We start from the raw sequence: 15,528 nt of genomic DNA on the forward strand, positions 1-15,528 counted from the left end.
TTTTATGATTCAGGTATAAACATCTGATGAAACCGGTTCAATTTAAAAAAGAGTGATTCTGGATCGGTAGAAAATATATTCCATTTGGCTGCTTGGACTACTTTCTTGCTAAATGGAAAGACAAGTAAAATATTCTTCTCTTTCGCTTTTAAATATCTGATAGGATTTGTATTGGTTTTGACAAACTTAATAGGTTTTGAATAGATATTTGCTAGGTTTTGGAAATGATCCACTAATTCGCTATTAACCTGATCATACTCATAAATTTTTAAAGCAAGCTCTAACTGGATCGCTATATCAAAAACGATTGATGAGATATACTCTAAGCTTCTGTTTTGCGTCAATATCAATCCTGCATCTTCAATATTTGAAATTGGTGTATTTGCAACGCTAAAAACTGGGATACGATAGTTGTAAAGCTTTTTTCTCAGTTCCTTTTGCATAAAACATCTATTGTGTGTGATAAAGAGACCAGTTTTGAGCTTTTGCATATCTGTCTCAATGAGATTTACACCATTTTGGTATCTATAATCGATCTCTATATCGATATCGGCACTCTCATAACTTTTTAAGAAGTTCAAAAATTCAATATTATTAGGGTTAGCTACTCTTACGAATAGTTTTTTATCTTTGAGTTTGCTATGGAGGTGGACTGCTGCAAGTACCAAATGGCGCATAGATGTAACATCAAGACTTCCCATATCTATGAAAAGATATGCATCCACACCAAAAGGCATAGGAAATTGCCCTACCTCTTGCTTGATAGAGCGAAAGACCTCTTTGAGAACCTGTGGATCGCCGATAAGGAGTAAAAGGTCGTTTGGCCAGATCATTGTTGAAGATGTTGGCAAAATCAATTTGTTATTGCGATAAATTGCTGCAATTTTCCAGTTCTTTTGCTCTATCGAGCCCACATGGCGATAGACATAAGCACTCCCAAAAGGGACTAAAACTTCCATAATCTCACCAAGCCCAAGCCCCACGTTCTGTGCTATGACAGGAACATTTGGCAGGTGATCAATCACTCTATTTGCAAGGATCTCATTGGCGTTGAGCTGGATGAAATTTTTATCTTCAATATCTAAATCCCACTTATCGAGCACCACTATATTGACACTTCTATCAAGTCTTCGTACATTCTCAAAACTTGCTAAGGTCTCTACTCTATTGCCAAGGACTATGACGACTTCTTTGAAACGTTTTGCAAAGAGTTTAGAGAGTTTTATGTATGAAGTTGGATCAAATTGATAAAAAAGAAAATTTTCATTGTACGTTTTTGGTTTGATGCGGGGATCTTGATAGACGATATGGTAACGGTTTTTAGTAATATAGTTTTTAACAAGTCTTTGGAGGAGATGTTTTGCTACAATTCCATCAGCTAGAATCAACACTTCTGTTTGCACGAAAAAAACCTTTAAAGGATCATTTTTGGAATTTCATCTCGATGCTACTTGTGGCAATGCACGAGCTACAACTATTAAGACCTCTCATTCTACCATAAATACACCTATTTTTATGCCTGTAGGGACGGCTGCAAGTGTCAAAGCCTTGGATACTACCGACCTTCTTGAAATCCTCCACACCGATATTATCCTAGCAAACACATATCATCTCTATTTGCGACCTGGTGATGAAATAGTCAAGGAGTTTGGGGGATTGCATGGTTTTACGGGGTATACTAAAAGTTTCCTCACCGATAGTGGAGGATTTCAAGCATTTAGTCTCAGTGATATCAGCAAAGCAAACGATAAAGGGATAGAGTTTCAAAGCCATATCGATGGATCTCGCCACTTCTTCACTCCCCAAAAAGTGCTCGATATCCAATATAATCTTGAAAGTGATATCATGATGATCCTTGATGACCTCGTAGCTCTACCAGCAACCAAAGAGCGCCTCAAACTCTCCGTCGAGCGCACTACAAAGTGGGCAAAAGAGTCGATCAAATACCATAGAGCAAAGCAACAAGAGGGCATTGGACTTGACCAAAATATCTTTGCAATTATCCAAGGTGGCATAGACCCAGAGTTTCGCCGCATAAGTGCCACTGAACTTACAGCTTTAGATTTTGATGGGTTTGCCATAGGAGGCTTGAGTGTTGGAGAAGAGAGTCAGGCCATGTACGATACAGTTGCACTGACTACACAATTTATGCCTCAAAACAAACCGCGCTATCTCATGGGAGTCGGTACTCCAGAAGATCTGGTAGAGTGTATAGAGCGAGGAGTTGATATGTTTGATTGTGTTATGCCTACACGCAATGCACGCAATGGAACTCTCTTTACCACATTTGGTAGACTCAATATCAAAGCTGCCCGCTATAAGAAAGATCACTCCCCAATAGATGAGAACTGCTCTTGCTATACATGCCAAAACTACTCCAGAAGCTATCTCAACCACCTCATCCGCGCCAAAGAGCTCACATATTATCGTCTCGCTTCCATTCACAATCTCCACTACTATTTAACTCTTGTCAAAGAAGCAAGAGAAGCGATACTTAAAGGAGATTATGCTACATTCAAAAAAGAGTTCTATACCAGGAGAGAATCATGAAACTTGGAGTCAATATCGATCATATAGCAGTCTTGCGCAACGCTCGCAAAATCAACGATCCAGACCCTTTGCAAGCACTCTACTTAGCTGCTAGAGCAAGGGCTGATCAAATTACTATTCACCTAAGAGAAGATAGACGCCATATCAATGACAGTGATGCAGCAAAAATTATCGAGCTCTCACCACTTCCGGTCAATATGGAGTGCAGCATTGATGAAGAGATTATCGATATAGTTTGCAGACTCAAACCCCATCGTGCTACTTTGGTTCCAGAGCGAAGAGAGGAAGTAACTACTGAAGGTGGTCTCGATGTGATCGGAAACTTCGAGAGAGTTGCAGAGTGTGTAAAAAGACTCAAAGAGCACGAAATTGATGTATCACTCTTTATAGATCCAGATTTTGAAATAATAGCCTCTTGTGCCGAGACTGCAGCCGATATGGTAGAACTCCATACAGGAGAGTATGCAAACATCTATGCAATGCTCTATGCAAATCTCTCACACTCTCCCCACAGTATCAAAGAACTAGAGCTCTCGCGCCATGAATTGCGTGAGCGTCTAACACAAGAGCTTGGAAAGCTTGAAAATTCAGCTCTTTATGCAGCAAAAGCGGGACTCCTTGTAGCTGCTGGGCATGGTCTTAACTACCACAATGTTGGTCGTATTGCACAAATACCAAATATTATAGAGCTCAACATTGGCCAAAGTATCATAGCTCGCAGCATCTGGGTAGGATTTGCGCAAGCGGTCAAAGAGATGAAAGAGCTTATCGATGAAGCCAGTTATTGCGATTAGTCTTGGTGATTTTAACGGCATAGGTCCAGAAATCGCCCTACGATCTCACGATACGATCAAAGAGTGGTGCACCCCTCTTTATATGACAAATATCAAAATACTCCAAAAAGCTGCAAAACTTTTGCATATAGATATTCCCAAAGATTTGGAAATAGAATATGTGAGTGGGGATTTTGCTATTCGTCCTGGTAGAGTGAGTAAAAAAAGTGGGAAGTATAGCTTTAAAGCCTTCAAAAAGGGTGTGGAATTTACTACAAATGGAATAGCCCAAGCTTTGGTTACACTGCCGGTGCATAAAGAGGCATGGATGAAAGCAGGAATTCCATACAAAGGGCATACAGACTATTTGCGCCATAGATTCAAAAAAGATGCTATTATGATGCTTGGATCGCCAAGACTCTTTGTAGCACTTTACACTGAGCACATCCCTCTCAAAGAGGTCCCAAAAGCAATAAAGACTAAAAAACTAAAAAAATTTCTCCTCGATTTTTACAAAAATACTAGACCCAAAAAACCGGTAGCAGTTTTGGGGCTCAATCCCCATGCTGGAGATAATGGAGTTTTGGGGAATGAAGAGAAGTATATTTCCAAGGCAATCGGTTTAGCCAATGAAACTATTGGCAAAGAGATCTTTTTTGGACCTGTTGTACCAGATATCGCCTTTACACCAAATTTTCGCAAAAACCTCACGCACATTGTGGCAATGTATCATGATCAAGGTTTAGCGCCTCTCAAAGCGCTCTACTTTGATGAATCGATCAATGTCTCTTTGAATCTTCCAATACTGCGCACATCAGTCGATCATGGAACAGCGTTTGATATTGCTTACAAAAATAGAGCCAATACTCTTAGCTACCTCAACGCAGTCAAATATGCTCTCTCGCATATCAAAAAGGGATAGCTTCGTCGACGACATCTCCCACACCGCTTATAGAATTGCCCACTTCACTCGGTGCTACTACATTGACAACAGCACCGGTTACTTTAAAGGTAAAGCTACGATAGAGCCTACCCCACAGCCAATAAAAAGTAGCACTACCGTAATTGGAAAAATAACTTTTTTCATCTCTTTTCTTCTTTGAGATGTTTTTGAACTGATGCAACCTTTTGGCGCAAGCGATCACTCTTGCCAGGTCGGATATCAAACTTGGCTACACTATAGACTCTGCCTACGCCCATTTTTTCTAAAGCATGATACATTTTTGGTATAAGTGCACTCACCTCTTCTATGCTCTGTGCTTCAACAATAGTAGCCATGGGAGTAAGCTGATATGCTAGACCACTCTCTTCTATCACTTTTAGAACCTCGGCAACATATCTACTCTTGCTCTCTCCTACATCAGTAGGGAACATTGCTATTTCCATCAATACACTCATGCTACCCCTCCGACTCCAATTTTACGATTTACTCTTTTACACTCAACTGATCTGCAAAAACGTAAATAGCTGCATTGTAAAGACTAAGTAGATACATAATCACTGCCGCAACCGGTATGAGAATGAGTGTCATAGCTGTTATACCTATCAAAAATACTGCACCTAGCACTATCAATGACCAGATAAGAATGAGAACAAAGTACTCTTTGTTAAAGCATGATTTCCATAGTGTTGGACTAAAGATAAGGAAAGATGTTTTAAAAGCCGCTACAAAATCTTCAGTTTTAATCACTCTTCCAATAACTGCAGGAAAGAAGTAGAAGAAAAAGCCTGCTACAATTAAAAGCAAGAGGCCAATTGCCCCAAAACTCGTCACAGCAGCTTCCATGTTGTCAATATTTTGTGGATCCATAGCAGCTGCTGACATTCCACCTAGCAAAGAAAACAGAATTCCAAAGAAAATTCCTATGAAAAAATATGCCAAAAATGCACCGGCTGCAACTTGGAGCCATTGTGTCAAAAGTTCCCCTATTTTAGTGTTTTGGGCTATTTCTCCCATCTCTTGTGGAGTTGAGACACGCAACACATTTTTGCCAAAATATACCTGGATCGATAGACTCAATATGGAGTAAGCCATGATAAAGAGTAGCCCTATGATAGGAAGCATTCCCAGCAGATAGATAACGATCAAAATTGCTAATGCTGCAAAATTGAGTGCATAGTTTCCTTTGAAAAACTCCCATGCTAGGGCGATAGCATTTTTATTACTTGGCGCAACCATCTTCGATCCTTTTAATCAAATTTTTCAATTATAGCTAACATCCACTCTTTTTCATAGTTTTTGCAATATCTACCGGAAATCTTTTGTGGTTTTTAGCAATCTTTTTCTTCGATGCTTCATACAGATCGATGTCCATTACTGAAGCAAGACGCAAGAGGTAGTGCAAAACATCTGCCATCTCTTCACCAATCTCCTCTTTTTCTTCCTTGCTAAACTCTTCGGGGTCTTTGTCACACCATTGAAAATGTTCCATCAGTTCAGCTGCCTCTATTGCTACACTCATTGCCAAATTTTTAGGCCGATGATACTTTTGCCACTCACGCTGTGCTATAAACTCATCCAATTGCTGCTGCAGCTCATACAAACTACCCTTCAAAATATTCCTTTGCTCGCTCTTTTAGCTTTTTATAGATTTTGAAAAAGTCTGTGCTATAAACTCTCGTATTGGCAATTGTAGTGATAAAGTTTGTGTCTCTTTGCCATCTTGGTACCAGGTGCATATGAATATGCTCTGCTATACCAGCTCCCGCAGCAGCTCCCAGATTCATCCCTATATTGACCCCTTCCGCATGTAAGACATCTTTGAGTAGCTTCACCCCTCTTTTGGTAAGCATTGCAATCTCAAGCCATACTTCATCTTCTAAATTCTCAAGGTTATCGATATGACAATTGGGAATTACCATAAAATGGCCTGGTGAGTAGGGGTATTTATTCATAACTACAAAGCTGTTCTGTGCTCTATACAAAACTCCCAACTCCACATCTTCTTCGGGATGCTCTGCAATATAACAAAACACACATCCTTCGATTTTTTTCCCTGTCACATATTCACTTCTCCATGGTGCATAGAGAATTTCTCGCATTAAAAGACCTTTATAAGATTTGGAAAAAGATAGATTATAACCAATACAACAAGTTGTAAGAGGATAAAAGGAATAACTCCTCTATAAATATCTTTTGTGCTCACTAGCTTTCCTGCACTCCCTTTGAGATAAAAGAGCGAAAATCCAAAAGGAGGAGTAAGAAATGATGCCTGGAGATTGAGTGCCACAAGGATACCAAACCACAATGGATCGATACCAAAAGTGTGGATAACTGGCACGAAGAGTGGAATGACCACAAAACAGATCTCTACAAAATCGATAAAAAAACCAAGCAAGAAGATGCTTAGCATCGCAATGAGAATAAAAAGTGTAGATGATCCGATTTGATGGGAAAAGAAATTATGCACTAGCTCTTCTCCACCGATCTCATTGAAAACGAGACTAAAAGCTGTCGCACCTATTAAAATCGTAAAAATCATGGCGCTCAATTTCACTGTCTCCAAACTCACATAGCGCAGCATACTCCACGAAAAGCTTTTCGTTGCAATTGTCAAAATGAGTGCACCGATTACACCCATAGCTGCTGATTCAGTAGGGGTAGCAATACCTGCAAAGATTGATCCAAGAACCGCTACGATGAGTAAAAATGCTGGAATAATAGAGAGAAGTATATCTTTTGTTTGCGGTTTTTTCTCTAGTCTTACCGGAGGCGCAGCTTCCGGCTTGAAAAAAGCATAGAAAAGTATATACACAATATAAAAGAACACCAGCAAAAGCCCAGGAACCACCGCACTTTTAAAAAGATCTCCCACACTCACACTAAGAACATCACCCAAAACAATGAGAACGATAGAAGGAGGGATAATCTGTCCAAGTGTTCCACTGGCTGCTATTGTTCCACTTGCTAAGGCTTTGTCATAGCCATACTTTATCATGACTGGTAGCGTAATGACACTCATCATCACTACACTAGCTCCCACTATTCCAGTAGCTGCAGCCAAAATTGCACCAATGATCACTACACCAATTGCCAAGCCGCCACGAATCTCCCCAAAGAGAGCGCCTACATTTTCTAAAAGATTTTTAGCTATCTGGCTCTTTTCTAAAATGAGTCCCATAAGGATAAAGAGTGGTACTGCCATGAGGGTAAAGTTTTGCATAATCCCATAGATACGCATTGGTAAAAGATTAAAAATATTGAGCCCCAGATCCACATCTATAAGAGCAAATACTATTGCAGAGATTGCAAATACAAAAGCAACGCGAAATCCAAGGAGCAATAATATAAGAGAGAGTCCAAACATCAATATTGCTGGATGGAGAATATAAAAAATCTCTGAGCGACTCAATACAAAAACGGCAGCAATAAGCAAGCTAGCAATTATTAAAGGCTTTTTGAGAGCAATGCGCTGTGAAAGCTTGATTATTTCGCTAAGAGCTTGCACAAAAAGCAAGAAAGCAAAAAGCACAATTGCAGCTTTGATAATCCAACGGTGCGCAAGTCCTCCAGGATCGCTTGAAGCCTCATGTTGCACAAAGCTTTGGAGCGCAAATTCATACCCATAATAGAAAATAATAAGAGAAAACGGAATAATGAGCAGCAGTGCATCGAGAAATGCTATAGTATATTTGATGTTTTTGGGAAATTTTTCAAAAAAGATATCCACACGCACATGTTTATCGTGCTTGAGAGCATAGCCAGCACTGAGCAAAAAGGTAAGATCAAAAAAGTACCACTCAAGCTCCTGGAGCGCAACTGAGCCAGCATGGAAGAAGTAGCGCATCAGTGCATCATAAAAGACCAAAAAAGCAAGAGCAAGAGCAAAAAACGCACTTATACCACCAAAAAAGCTATTGATTCGATCGATGTAGTAAGAGAGCCTATTCACCCATCTTCCTTTTGAAAAAATATGCAAATATCTTGCCTAGACCCACAACCACCAACACCATGATGGTAATTGCCAAAAACTCCCACAAAAGATCGTTAATAATGCTCATTACATAAAACTCGGTGTATCGTTACTAAACAAGATCAGATCCCCAGGCTTTGTATGTTGAGCGAGGAGATTTTGTAGTTGCGACTTATCTTCGACGATAATTTTCGGTTTTGTAATATTTTGCTCTAATATTTCTCTATTGATTTTACCTGTAATAAAAACGAGATCAAACACTTCATCGATCTTTTTTGCTAACTTTTTGTTTGCCTCTTCGGTGCTCTCAATAATGCCAGGTGTGACAATCACTTTTCTTCCCACATATGTAGCAACAAGCTCATAAGAGCCGATCATCCCTTCAAGATTTCCATTGAAACTATCATCTATGATCACTTTCCCACCAGCCTCAATCTTTTGAAGTCTGTGTTCTACGCTTTTGAGGTTTGCTACTGCTTTACATATCGCATCCCATGACATGCCTAGTTCATGTGCTACTAATACAGCTGCTGTTATATTGAGTGCATTAAATGCTCCAAGCACAGGAGCTTTGCATGCAATTGTCCCCTCTTTAGTCTCTATTTGCCACGCAATACCATCAAGTGTTGCTTGCACATTTTTGATATTTTTGCCAAATTTGACAAACTTTGGATCATCTTTGACCTCAATTCCATCCCAGATAAAGGCTTTTTTGAGCCTTGGAGAGTGGAGGAGTTCAAGTTTTGTCAAAATTATGTTTTCAAGAGTTTTAAAATACTCGATATGCTGCTCACCAATTTTTCCAATCACCACATAGTGAGGCTGCGTAAACTGAGCAATTTCCAAGATATCTCCCCGCTCTCTTGCACCCGCTTCTACGATATAGACGTGTGTATCTTGAGGCAGGTTTTCATTGATATCTTTCATAATGCCTGCAATGGTATTGACACTACGTGGAGTATGATAGACCTTAAAGCGTGAAGAGAGAATTTGAGCAAGAAAATTTTTGATGCTCGTCTTTCCATAACTTGCAGTGATTGCTATGACAATCGGATCTATTGTATCAAGCTTTTGCTTTGCCTCTTTTGCATACAACTTAAAGAGAAACCTCTCAATGAGATTGCTGATGAGAAGAGCAAAGGCTAAAGGTAGCAAAGTGCTAAAAAGAGGGAGTTTTTTAATGAGAAATATAAAATCAAAAAAGATGGTAAAGAGAAGTAAAAGCATAAAAAAGCGCTTCACGCGCGCAGTAAAGACGAGCTTTTTATCAAACCCTCCTTGCCATACATAGAGGGCTCCAGCAAAGAGAATATCAAAAATGATGATATATTCACGCAATCCTATATAGACAAAAAAAGGAAGAAGAAAAAAGAGAATATGTTGCCAGGGAGCATGGTGATGGAGAATTACACGAGAAAGTTTATAGTTGTACCACTGCAGGTTTGTAATGAGGTAGTAGCCAAGAAGCAATACAAAAATAATATGACCAATGAGATGAAGCCAAATCATCGCACCACCTCAAAGCCACCGCTATAGCTTTTATCTATATCTTCTACTTCGATACGATCAACTCTTGCTAGTGGTGGTCCTTGCTTGATTGCTTCATAAAATTTTGGCCATACGTTTTTTGGCATACTTGCCTCTATCTCTACGCTTCCATCGGGCATATTGCGCACCCAACCACTCACACCAAGCTCATTTGCAATATTTTGTGTAAATTTGCGAAACCATACACCTTGTACTCTTCCATAGACTCTACAGCGACAATTTTTCATACTCTTCCTCAACCTTTTTCATAATAAAATCTCCGTAATGTAAAAAGAAGTAGTGATCGCCATCGAGTGAGTAAAATTTTGCATTTTCTATCAAACTCGCAATCATCTCTCCACTTTGCAAAGACGTAGCTTTATCCTCTTTGCCCCAAAAGATGAGTGCTCTTTTCTTATGTGCTGCAAACTGTGAGCGAAAATCTTCGTCAACTACATTTTTAAAAGTCTCATACATGTTTTGTGGCATATTTTTGGCATCATTCGAGACAAAGAGATTGCGTATTTTAGCTCCGCCAAAGGGTTTGAACAGCTTAAATAAAGTAATCTTTGCACGCACTTTGAGAGGCTTTGGCTCTACAATACCAGCACTACTTAAAAGCACTAACAGTTTTGGATCTAAAAGTGTAGCGACCTTGCCACCAAAGGAGTGGCCAAAGATTATATCTGGTGATGCATCAATTGCTTGCAAAAAAGATCTCACAATTTTGGCATAGTCGTGGGTAGTGAGAATATAGTCGTTGCTACTTTTGCCAAATCCTGGAAGATCAAGGTAGATCTTTTCAAACTCCCCTTTGCCCCCAAATGCTTGGCGCATTATCTCTTTGTTGCTCCCCCATCCATGGAGGATGAGAAGCTGGGGACCTCTTCCCTCTTTTTCATATGCAAGGGAAAACTTCTTACCATCAACCTCTATCTCTTTGCGTGCCAATAAAGACCTTTTTTTGCTTTAATTGTAGCATTTTTGAGTTTTGGCACGTCTTAACACAAGAGCGTTTTGAGGTTACATCTTGGATAACAAAGTATGTTGTGGTAATCATAAAGATGATGAAGGCTAGCAAAATAGCAGTGACAAGGTAGATGTTGCGATACTCTTTATTAAATGTCATGATAGCCTCCTTTAGTTAGGCTATCTTCATTATCCATTATATTTTCTTAACTTTTAATAGACAAAGAAAAATAATTTTATTTTATAATTTTGGGAGTCTCCAATTTCTTCGTATAGCCATGAGACGCAAAAAGATTGCAAATAAGAGTAACAAAAAGAGTGTAAAAAGATTTATAAATCCAAAATGATCAAGAAGGTAAACTATAGCTCCCACAATCAACGCAACTGTACCGTAAAAACCGGTTTTGAGAATAAAGGGAACTTCATTGAGTAAAATATCGCGCAAAATCCCTCCCCCAACAGCAGTAGTGAGGGCCAGAAGAAGCGTACCAAAAAAGCCAAGCTCATACTGCAAAGCTGCAAGAGCTCCACTTATTGAAAACGATCCAAGCCCAATGGTATCGCTCAAAATAAAAACGTGTTTCTTTTGATAATCGAAAAATCTGTGAAGCTTCATAAAATATGCAATAAAAACAACTGCAAGTACAAGGAGTGCTGGTATATTGGAAGTAAGAGCATCTGGAATTTTGCCAACTATCACATCTCGCACCACACCACCACCAAGAGCAGTGAGAAATGCCAAAATAAAAGCGCCCAAGAAATCTAGTTTGTGTGCAGCAGCTACCCAGTAACCACTCAGAGCAAAAGCGATTATCCCAACAATATCAGCTATGTGCAATAGATGCATTGATACCCTTTGCAGCCCTTTTGGCACTACTAAATGCCCACTGGAAATTATACCCACCTAGCTCACCTGTTACATCACACACCTCTCCAGCGAAGAAAAGACCAGGCACAATTTTGCTTTGCAAATATTCATCCAACTCATCAAGCATCACCCCTCCTCTCGTTACTTCAGCTCTCTCATAACCAAATGTTCCAGCAGGAGCAAATGTAAATGCTAGGAGATTTTGTCGCACTATGTGCAGCTGCTCTTTGCTAAGGTCCACAACTTTTCTATCTGGTATACCGATATGCTGCAAAAAGTGCTTGATAAATCGCTTTGGTAGAGGGAGTTGGGTTGAGAGGATTTTGTGAGGGATAAGTTTTGGAAACGCCTGTAAAAAACCTATCTCGATAGTACCACTTTTCCAATAGAGTGATGCATTTAAAATCGCTGGACCACTTATGCCTCTGTGTGCAAAGAGAATATCATCATAAAACTCTTTATCCCCTACTTTGACTCTCGCTTTCATCGATACACCGCTGAGTTCCTTGAACCAAAACTGCTCCTTTTGTACTGTAAGCCCTACAAGAGCCGGAAACAAAGGCGCAATTGTGTGTCCAAATTTTTGCGCTATTTTATACCCAATATCACTGGCACCTATCTTTTTGTAACTGAGCCCCCCAGTTGCTACCAAAATGGTACGTGAAATATACTTTTGTTTTTTAGTTGTAGTAATGAAACGACCATTCTCATATACTACATCCACAATCTCTTCGCCCAAAATGACTCTTTTATTAGCCAATAAATCAATAAGCTGCTGAGAACTTTGAGGGCAAAAATATTGGCTCGATTTACGTATAACTGGTTCGCATCCATGCTCTATAAGCCATGATAGCAGTGCAGTATTATTGAAATCATGCAAAATCTCACGTGCAAGATTTGGATGGTGTGTGAAATAGTTTTCAATTGATAGATTGAGATTTGTAATGTTGCAGCGACCACCACCGCTAATTTTTATTTTTTGCGCTGGTTTGGTATTATGCTCGAGAATGAGGTAGTTATCACTTTGGAGCCATTTGGCACAAAAGAGCCCAGCAGCTCCAGCCCCAAGTATGAGTATATCGATCACTTCTTGGCTGATTGGATAGAGTTGATGTAGCGATAGTCGATGGCTATATCACGCTCTTTTGGTAGAGTGCGCGTAAGAGCTTGCAAAACGGTTTCAAAATCATCGAAGAGGTAGTTCGCCAAACTTCCAGGAATTGAGTTTATCTCATTGACATAGACCTCATTCTCTTTGACAAAGAAATCGATGCGAATGAGTGCTCCACGAAAGAGAGGATAGTATATCTTTTTAAAACTCTCTATAATCTTCTCTCTCACTGGAGCCAAAAGCTCTGCCTCCTCTACATCACCGCTGCGACCAAAATCGAGATACTTCTTCTCAAAATCCAAAAACTCACCCTTTTGCGGCTCTTCGATTTTGGAGAGATACCAGTTGCCTAAAACTTCGCAACCAGCGAGATTGTACTCTTTGATTCCAGCAATAAATGGCTCAATGAGCACCTCATCATCAAACTCAAATGCCACATCCAAAGCGTAGCTAAGCTCTTTGTCGTCATTGACAATACTTATTCCAATGCTACTACCAAGGCGTAAAGGCTTTACAATCACTGGATATGCAAATCGCAAAGGCTCAATATTCTCTTTGTGCATTATTTGATATTCAATTGTGTTAATTCCTAAATGTGCTAACAATAGCTTTGTAAAGAGTTTGTTGTAGCTAATAACACTCGCTTCTACTCTTGGACCAATATAGGGAATTTGATAAAAGTCGAAGAGTGATGCAAGTTTTCCATCCTCACCGTCAGCACCATGAATAAGATTAATCGCTACATCAAAAGCGATGCGCTTCTCTTTCAAAAAGCCTTTTTGATAGAGTCCCCCTTTTTTGAGCTCAACTTGGGGCATTTTTTTGTATTCTTGGGAACTAAAGAGCTTTGATTTGAGTTTTTTTGGATCGATGAGATAGAGATCACGCTCTTTATCGATAAAGACAAAAAGTGCATCTTTGATTTTTTCTTTTAGAGCAATTGCACTGACTATGCTAATCTCATGCTCATAGCTTCTTCCACCAAAAAATATTGCATACTGCATAAAAATCCTTTATAGTTTTTGTATTTTTTTAAGAGCCTCTTTGACAAGGGTGGCAGTATCAGCTGCTTCGCAAGTATCGAGCACTTTTTGGATCTGCTCTTTCTTAAAACCAAGTGACTCAAGAGCTTGCATAGCTTCGTGGTGCGCTTTCGATTGTGGAAGCTCCTCAGTTCCAAGATCAAATTCTCCAAGTTCTACAAGGATTCGTTTGGCACTTTTGGGACCAATTCCAGGAACCTTTTTGAGGCTCTCTATACTCTTCGCGCGCACTACCTCTACAAACTCTTCAGGGCGAAAAGTAGAGCATATTGCAAGAGCCACTTTGGGACCTACCCCGTTGAGTTTGATGAGCTGATCAAACATCTTCTTCTCATTTTGATCAACAAATCCATAGAGGGTCTGTGAATCTTCGCGCACTATAAATGTGGCGTGGAGTTTGGTAGTAGATTTGTCGATGAGAGCTGCACTATTCAAAGATACATATAGTTCATATATGATACCGCCTACAAGCATATGTACCTTCGTAGGCTCTTTTTTGACAATCTCACCTACTAGCCCAACAATCATCTCGCCTCCAAAATTTTTGCAATTTTATCATATAATTGCGCCATGAACTACAAAAGTAACAATCTCAAAAATGTTTTACATGGATTTTTCCTCGCAATTGCTCTGGGAGTAGCAGAACCCTCTACGACGCTCCCTCTCATTATTTCACACTTTAGCGCAGATGTGATGATCGTGGGCTTTTTTACTTCACTTCTTCGAGGTGGAGCGATCATCGTTCAGCTCTTTGCAGCATTTTATGCCCAGAGTTTCAAACTGGTGATGCCATATCTGCACCTCGTTTTTCTTGCACGATTTCTTAGCTGGCTCAGCATTGGCCTTGCGATCTACTTCATAGGTGATACAAACCCTCATCTCACTCTCATTCTCTTAGCGATTTTTCTCTTCATCTTTAGCTTTAGTGCCGGCTTTGGGAGTATCTATTTCAATGAGATATTGGCAAAAGTCTTCACCCAAGAAACTCGTGGCAAGTCGATGGCAAACAGGCAGTTTTTTGCTGCCATCGGATCGATTCTCAGCGGTATTGCAGCAGGTTTTATCCTCGAGCACTTTCCGGCTCCCAAAAGCTATGCGTATCTCTTCATCGTCAGTGCCTTTTTAATGGCTTTTGGTCTTTTAGCATTTGCTTCTATCAAGGAACCCATCAAAGAAAACGTTACGCAAAAAGAGAAGAGCTTTGGAGAATTTCTTCGCAACGCCTTTGCACTTTTGCGCAGCGACAAAACACTCCAAATGCAGATAATTACTGTGCTCCTTAGCTACTCTTTTCTCTTTAGTTTTGCATATGTCATATTGCAAGCAAAACACTACATAACACTCACTGGATGGCTTGTGGGAGGATTTATCGTTATCCAGATGAGCGGAGCAATGCTTGGTAATATTATCTGGAAAAAAATCGCTCCAAACTACAAAGCGATTATGATAAGCTCCTTTCTCCTAGCTATTTTTGCATTTTTCATTCTCTTCATTTCTCACCATAGCTTCGCCTACTTTAGCGCATTTTTTGCTCTTGGGATGGCAATCGATGGATTGAGGATAGCCTCTATGAATCTTTTGTTTGCAATCGCTCCAGAAAAGAAGCGCCCAGTCTACATCGCTTTGCAAAACAATATCACTTCCATCGGACTCTTCTTTGCAATTCTTGGTGGTTTTATTCTCAAAAACTTTGGCTATGAGGTACTCTATAGCTTCACAATCGCTATGCTTGTCCTTGGGCTCTTTTTCGCAACCAAACTTAAAATATAATATA

18 protein-coding genes are annotated in these 15,528 nt (G+C 39.8%); 4 read left to right on the forward strand and 14 right to left on the reverse strand.

The window, feature by feature from the left end; all coding sequences use genetic code 11:
- Positions 1-2: 2 nt before the first annotated feature.
- The gene (locus tag JG734_RS05975; protein ID WP_201332391.1) at positions 3-1,403 is read right to left on the reverse strand and encodes a COG3400 family protein; all 1,401 of its coding nucleotides are present in this window, start codon (positions 1,401-1,403) and stop codon (positions 3-5) included.
- A 25-nt stretch (positions 1,404-1,428) separates the two neighbouring features.
- On the opposite strand from JG734_RS05975, the gene tgt reads away from it, so the two are divergent.
- From tgt to pdxA, 3 genes are read left to right on the forward strand one after another with little or no spacing between them, the layout of a single operon-like run.
- Positions 1,429-2,550 carry a tRNA guanosine(34) transglycosylase Tgt gene (gene tgt / locus JG734_RS05980; RefSeq protein ID WP_201332392.1) on the forward strand — a complete coding sequence of 374 codons (1,122 nt, stop codon included), beginning with the start codon at positions 1,429-1,431 and terminating at the stop codon, positions 2,548-2,550.
- Complete coding sequence (locus JG734_RS05985) at positions 2,547-3,344, forward strand: pyridoxine 5'-phosphate synthase (RefSeq protein ID WP_201332393.1); 798 nt, start codon at positions 2,547-2,549, stop codon at positions 3,342-3,344. The genes tgt and JG734_RS05985 overlap by 4 nt, the downstream gene beginning before the upstream one ends.
- Positions 3,322-4,245, forward strand: coding sequence for a 4-hydroxythreonine-4-phosphate dehydrogenase (gene pdxA / locus JG734_RS05990; RefSeq protein WP_201332394.1), 924 nt, complete (start codon positions 3,322-3,324; stop codon positions 4,243-4,245). Before JG734_RS05985 ends, pdxA begins: the two co-directional genes overlap by 23 nt.
- A 161-nt stretch (positions 4,246-4,406) precedes the next feature.
- Here the strand turns inward: pdxA and JG734_RS05995 are convergent, their stop codons facing one another.
- The 13 genes from JG734_RS05995 to ruvA form a co-directional block, all read right to left on the reverse strand.
- Positions 4,407-4,721, reverse strand: coding sequence for an MTH1187 family thiamine-binding protein (locus tag JG734_RS05995; protein WP_201332395.1), 315 nt, complete (start codon positions 4,719-4,721; stop codon positions 4,407-4,409).
- 28 nt (positions 4,722-4,749) lie between these two features.
- A complete protein-coding gene (locus tag JG734_RS06000) occupies positions 4,750-5,502 on the reverse strand; it encodes a hypothetical protein (RefSeq protein WP_201332396.1) in 753 nt (250 codons plus the stop codon).
- A gap of 34 nt (positions 5,503-5,536) precedes the next feature.
- Positions 5,537-5,878 (reverse strand): nucleotide pyrophosphohydrolase, encoded by a 342-nt coding sequence (locus JG734_RS06005; protein WP_201332397.1) that lies wholly within the window; start codon positions 5,876-5,878, stop codon positions 5,537-5,539.
- Positions 5,868-6,365: an HIT domain-containing protein gene (locus tag JG734_RS06010; protein WP_201332398.1), complete on the reverse strand. Its 498-nt coding sequence runs from the start codon at positions 6,363-6,365 to the stop codon at positions 5,868-5,870. The genes JG734_RS06005 and JG734_RS06010 overlap by 11 nt, the downstream gene beginning before the upstream one ends.
- A complete protein-coding gene (locus tag JG734_RS06015) occupies positions 6,365-8,215 on the reverse strand; it encodes a TRAP transporter large permease subunit (protein WP_201332399.1) in 1,851 nt (616 codons plus the stop codon). Before JG734_RS06015 ends, JG734_RS06010 begins: the two co-directional genes overlap by 1 nt.
- Positions 8,216-8,323: 108 nt before the next feature.
- Entirely contained in the window at positions 8,324-9,745 is a 1,422-nt protein-coding gene (locus JG734_RS06020; RefSeq protein WP_201332400.1) for a UDP-N-acetylmuramoyl-tripeptide--D-alanyl-D-alanine ligase, read from the reverse strand.
- The gene (locus JG734_RS06025; protein ID WP_201332401.1) at positions 9,742-10,011 is read right to left on the reverse strand and encodes an acylphosphatase; all 270 of its coding nucleotides are present in this window, start codon (positions 10,009-10,011) and stop codon (positions 9,742-9,744) included. Before JG734_RS06025 ends, JG734_RS06020 begins: the two co-directional genes overlap by 4 nt.
- Positions 9,992-10,714, reverse strand: coding sequence for an alpha/beta fold hydrolase (locus JG734_RS06030; RefSeq protein ID WP_201332402.1), 723 nt, complete (start codon positions 10,712-10,714; stop codon positions 9,992-9,994). Before JG734_RS06030 ends, JG734_RS06025 begins: the two co-directional genes overlap by 20 nt.
- On the reverse strand, positions 10,689-10,892 hold the full coding sequence (locus JG734_RS06035) for a hypothetical protein (protein WP_201332403.1): 204 nt from the start codon (positions 10,890-10,892) through the stop codon (positions 10,689-10,691). The genes JG734_RS06030 and JG734_RS06035 overlap by 26 nt, the downstream gene beginning before the upstream one ends.
- Positions 10,893-10,973: 81 nt before the next feature.
- The gene (locus tag JG734_RS06040) at positions 10,974-11,579 is read right to left on the reverse strand and encodes a trimeric intracellular cation channel family protein (RefSeq protein WP_201332404.1); all 606 of its coding nucleotides are present in this window, start codon (positions 11,577-11,579) and stop codon (positions 10,974-10,976) included.
- The gene (locus JG734_RS06045) at positions 11,557-12,687 is read right to left on the reverse strand and encodes an aminoacetone oxidase family FAD-binding enzyme (protein WP_201332405.1); all 1,131 of its coding nucleotides are present in this window, start codon (positions 12,685-12,687) and stop codon (positions 11,557-11,559) included. Before JG734_RS06045 ends, JG734_RS06040 begins: the two co-directional genes overlap by 23 nt.
- Positions 12,684-13,715, reverse strand: coding sequence for a D-alanine--D-alanine ligase (locus JG734_RS06050; protein ID WP_201332406.1), 1,032 nt, complete (start codon positions 13,713-13,715; stop codon positions 12,684-12,686). Before JG734_RS06050 ends, JG734_RS06045 begins: the two co-directional genes overlap by 4 nt.
- 9 nt (positions 13,716-13,724) lie before the next feature.
- A complete protein-coding gene (ruvA, locus tag JG734_RS06055) occupies positions 13,725-14,282 on the reverse strand; it encodes a Holliday junction branch migration protein RuvA (RefSeq protein WP_201332407.1) in 558 nt (185 codons plus the stop codon).
- A 42-nt stretch (positions 14,283-14,324) separates the two neighbouring features.
- On the opposite strand from ruvA, the gene JG734_RS06060 reads away from it, so the two are divergent.
- Positions 14,325-15,524, forward strand: a complete 1,200-nt coding sequence (locus tag JG734_RS06060; RefSeq protein ID WP_201332408.1) for an MFS transporter — start codon at positions 14,325-14,327, stop codon at positions 15,522-15,524.
- Positions 15,525-15,528: the final 4 nt, after the last annotated feature.

The sequence above is a fragment of the Nitratiruptor sp. YY09-18 genome (assembly GCF_016593235.1).
Taxonomy (GTDB): Bacteria; Campylobacterota; Campylobacteria; order Campylobacterales; family Nitratiruptoraceae; genus Nitratiruptor.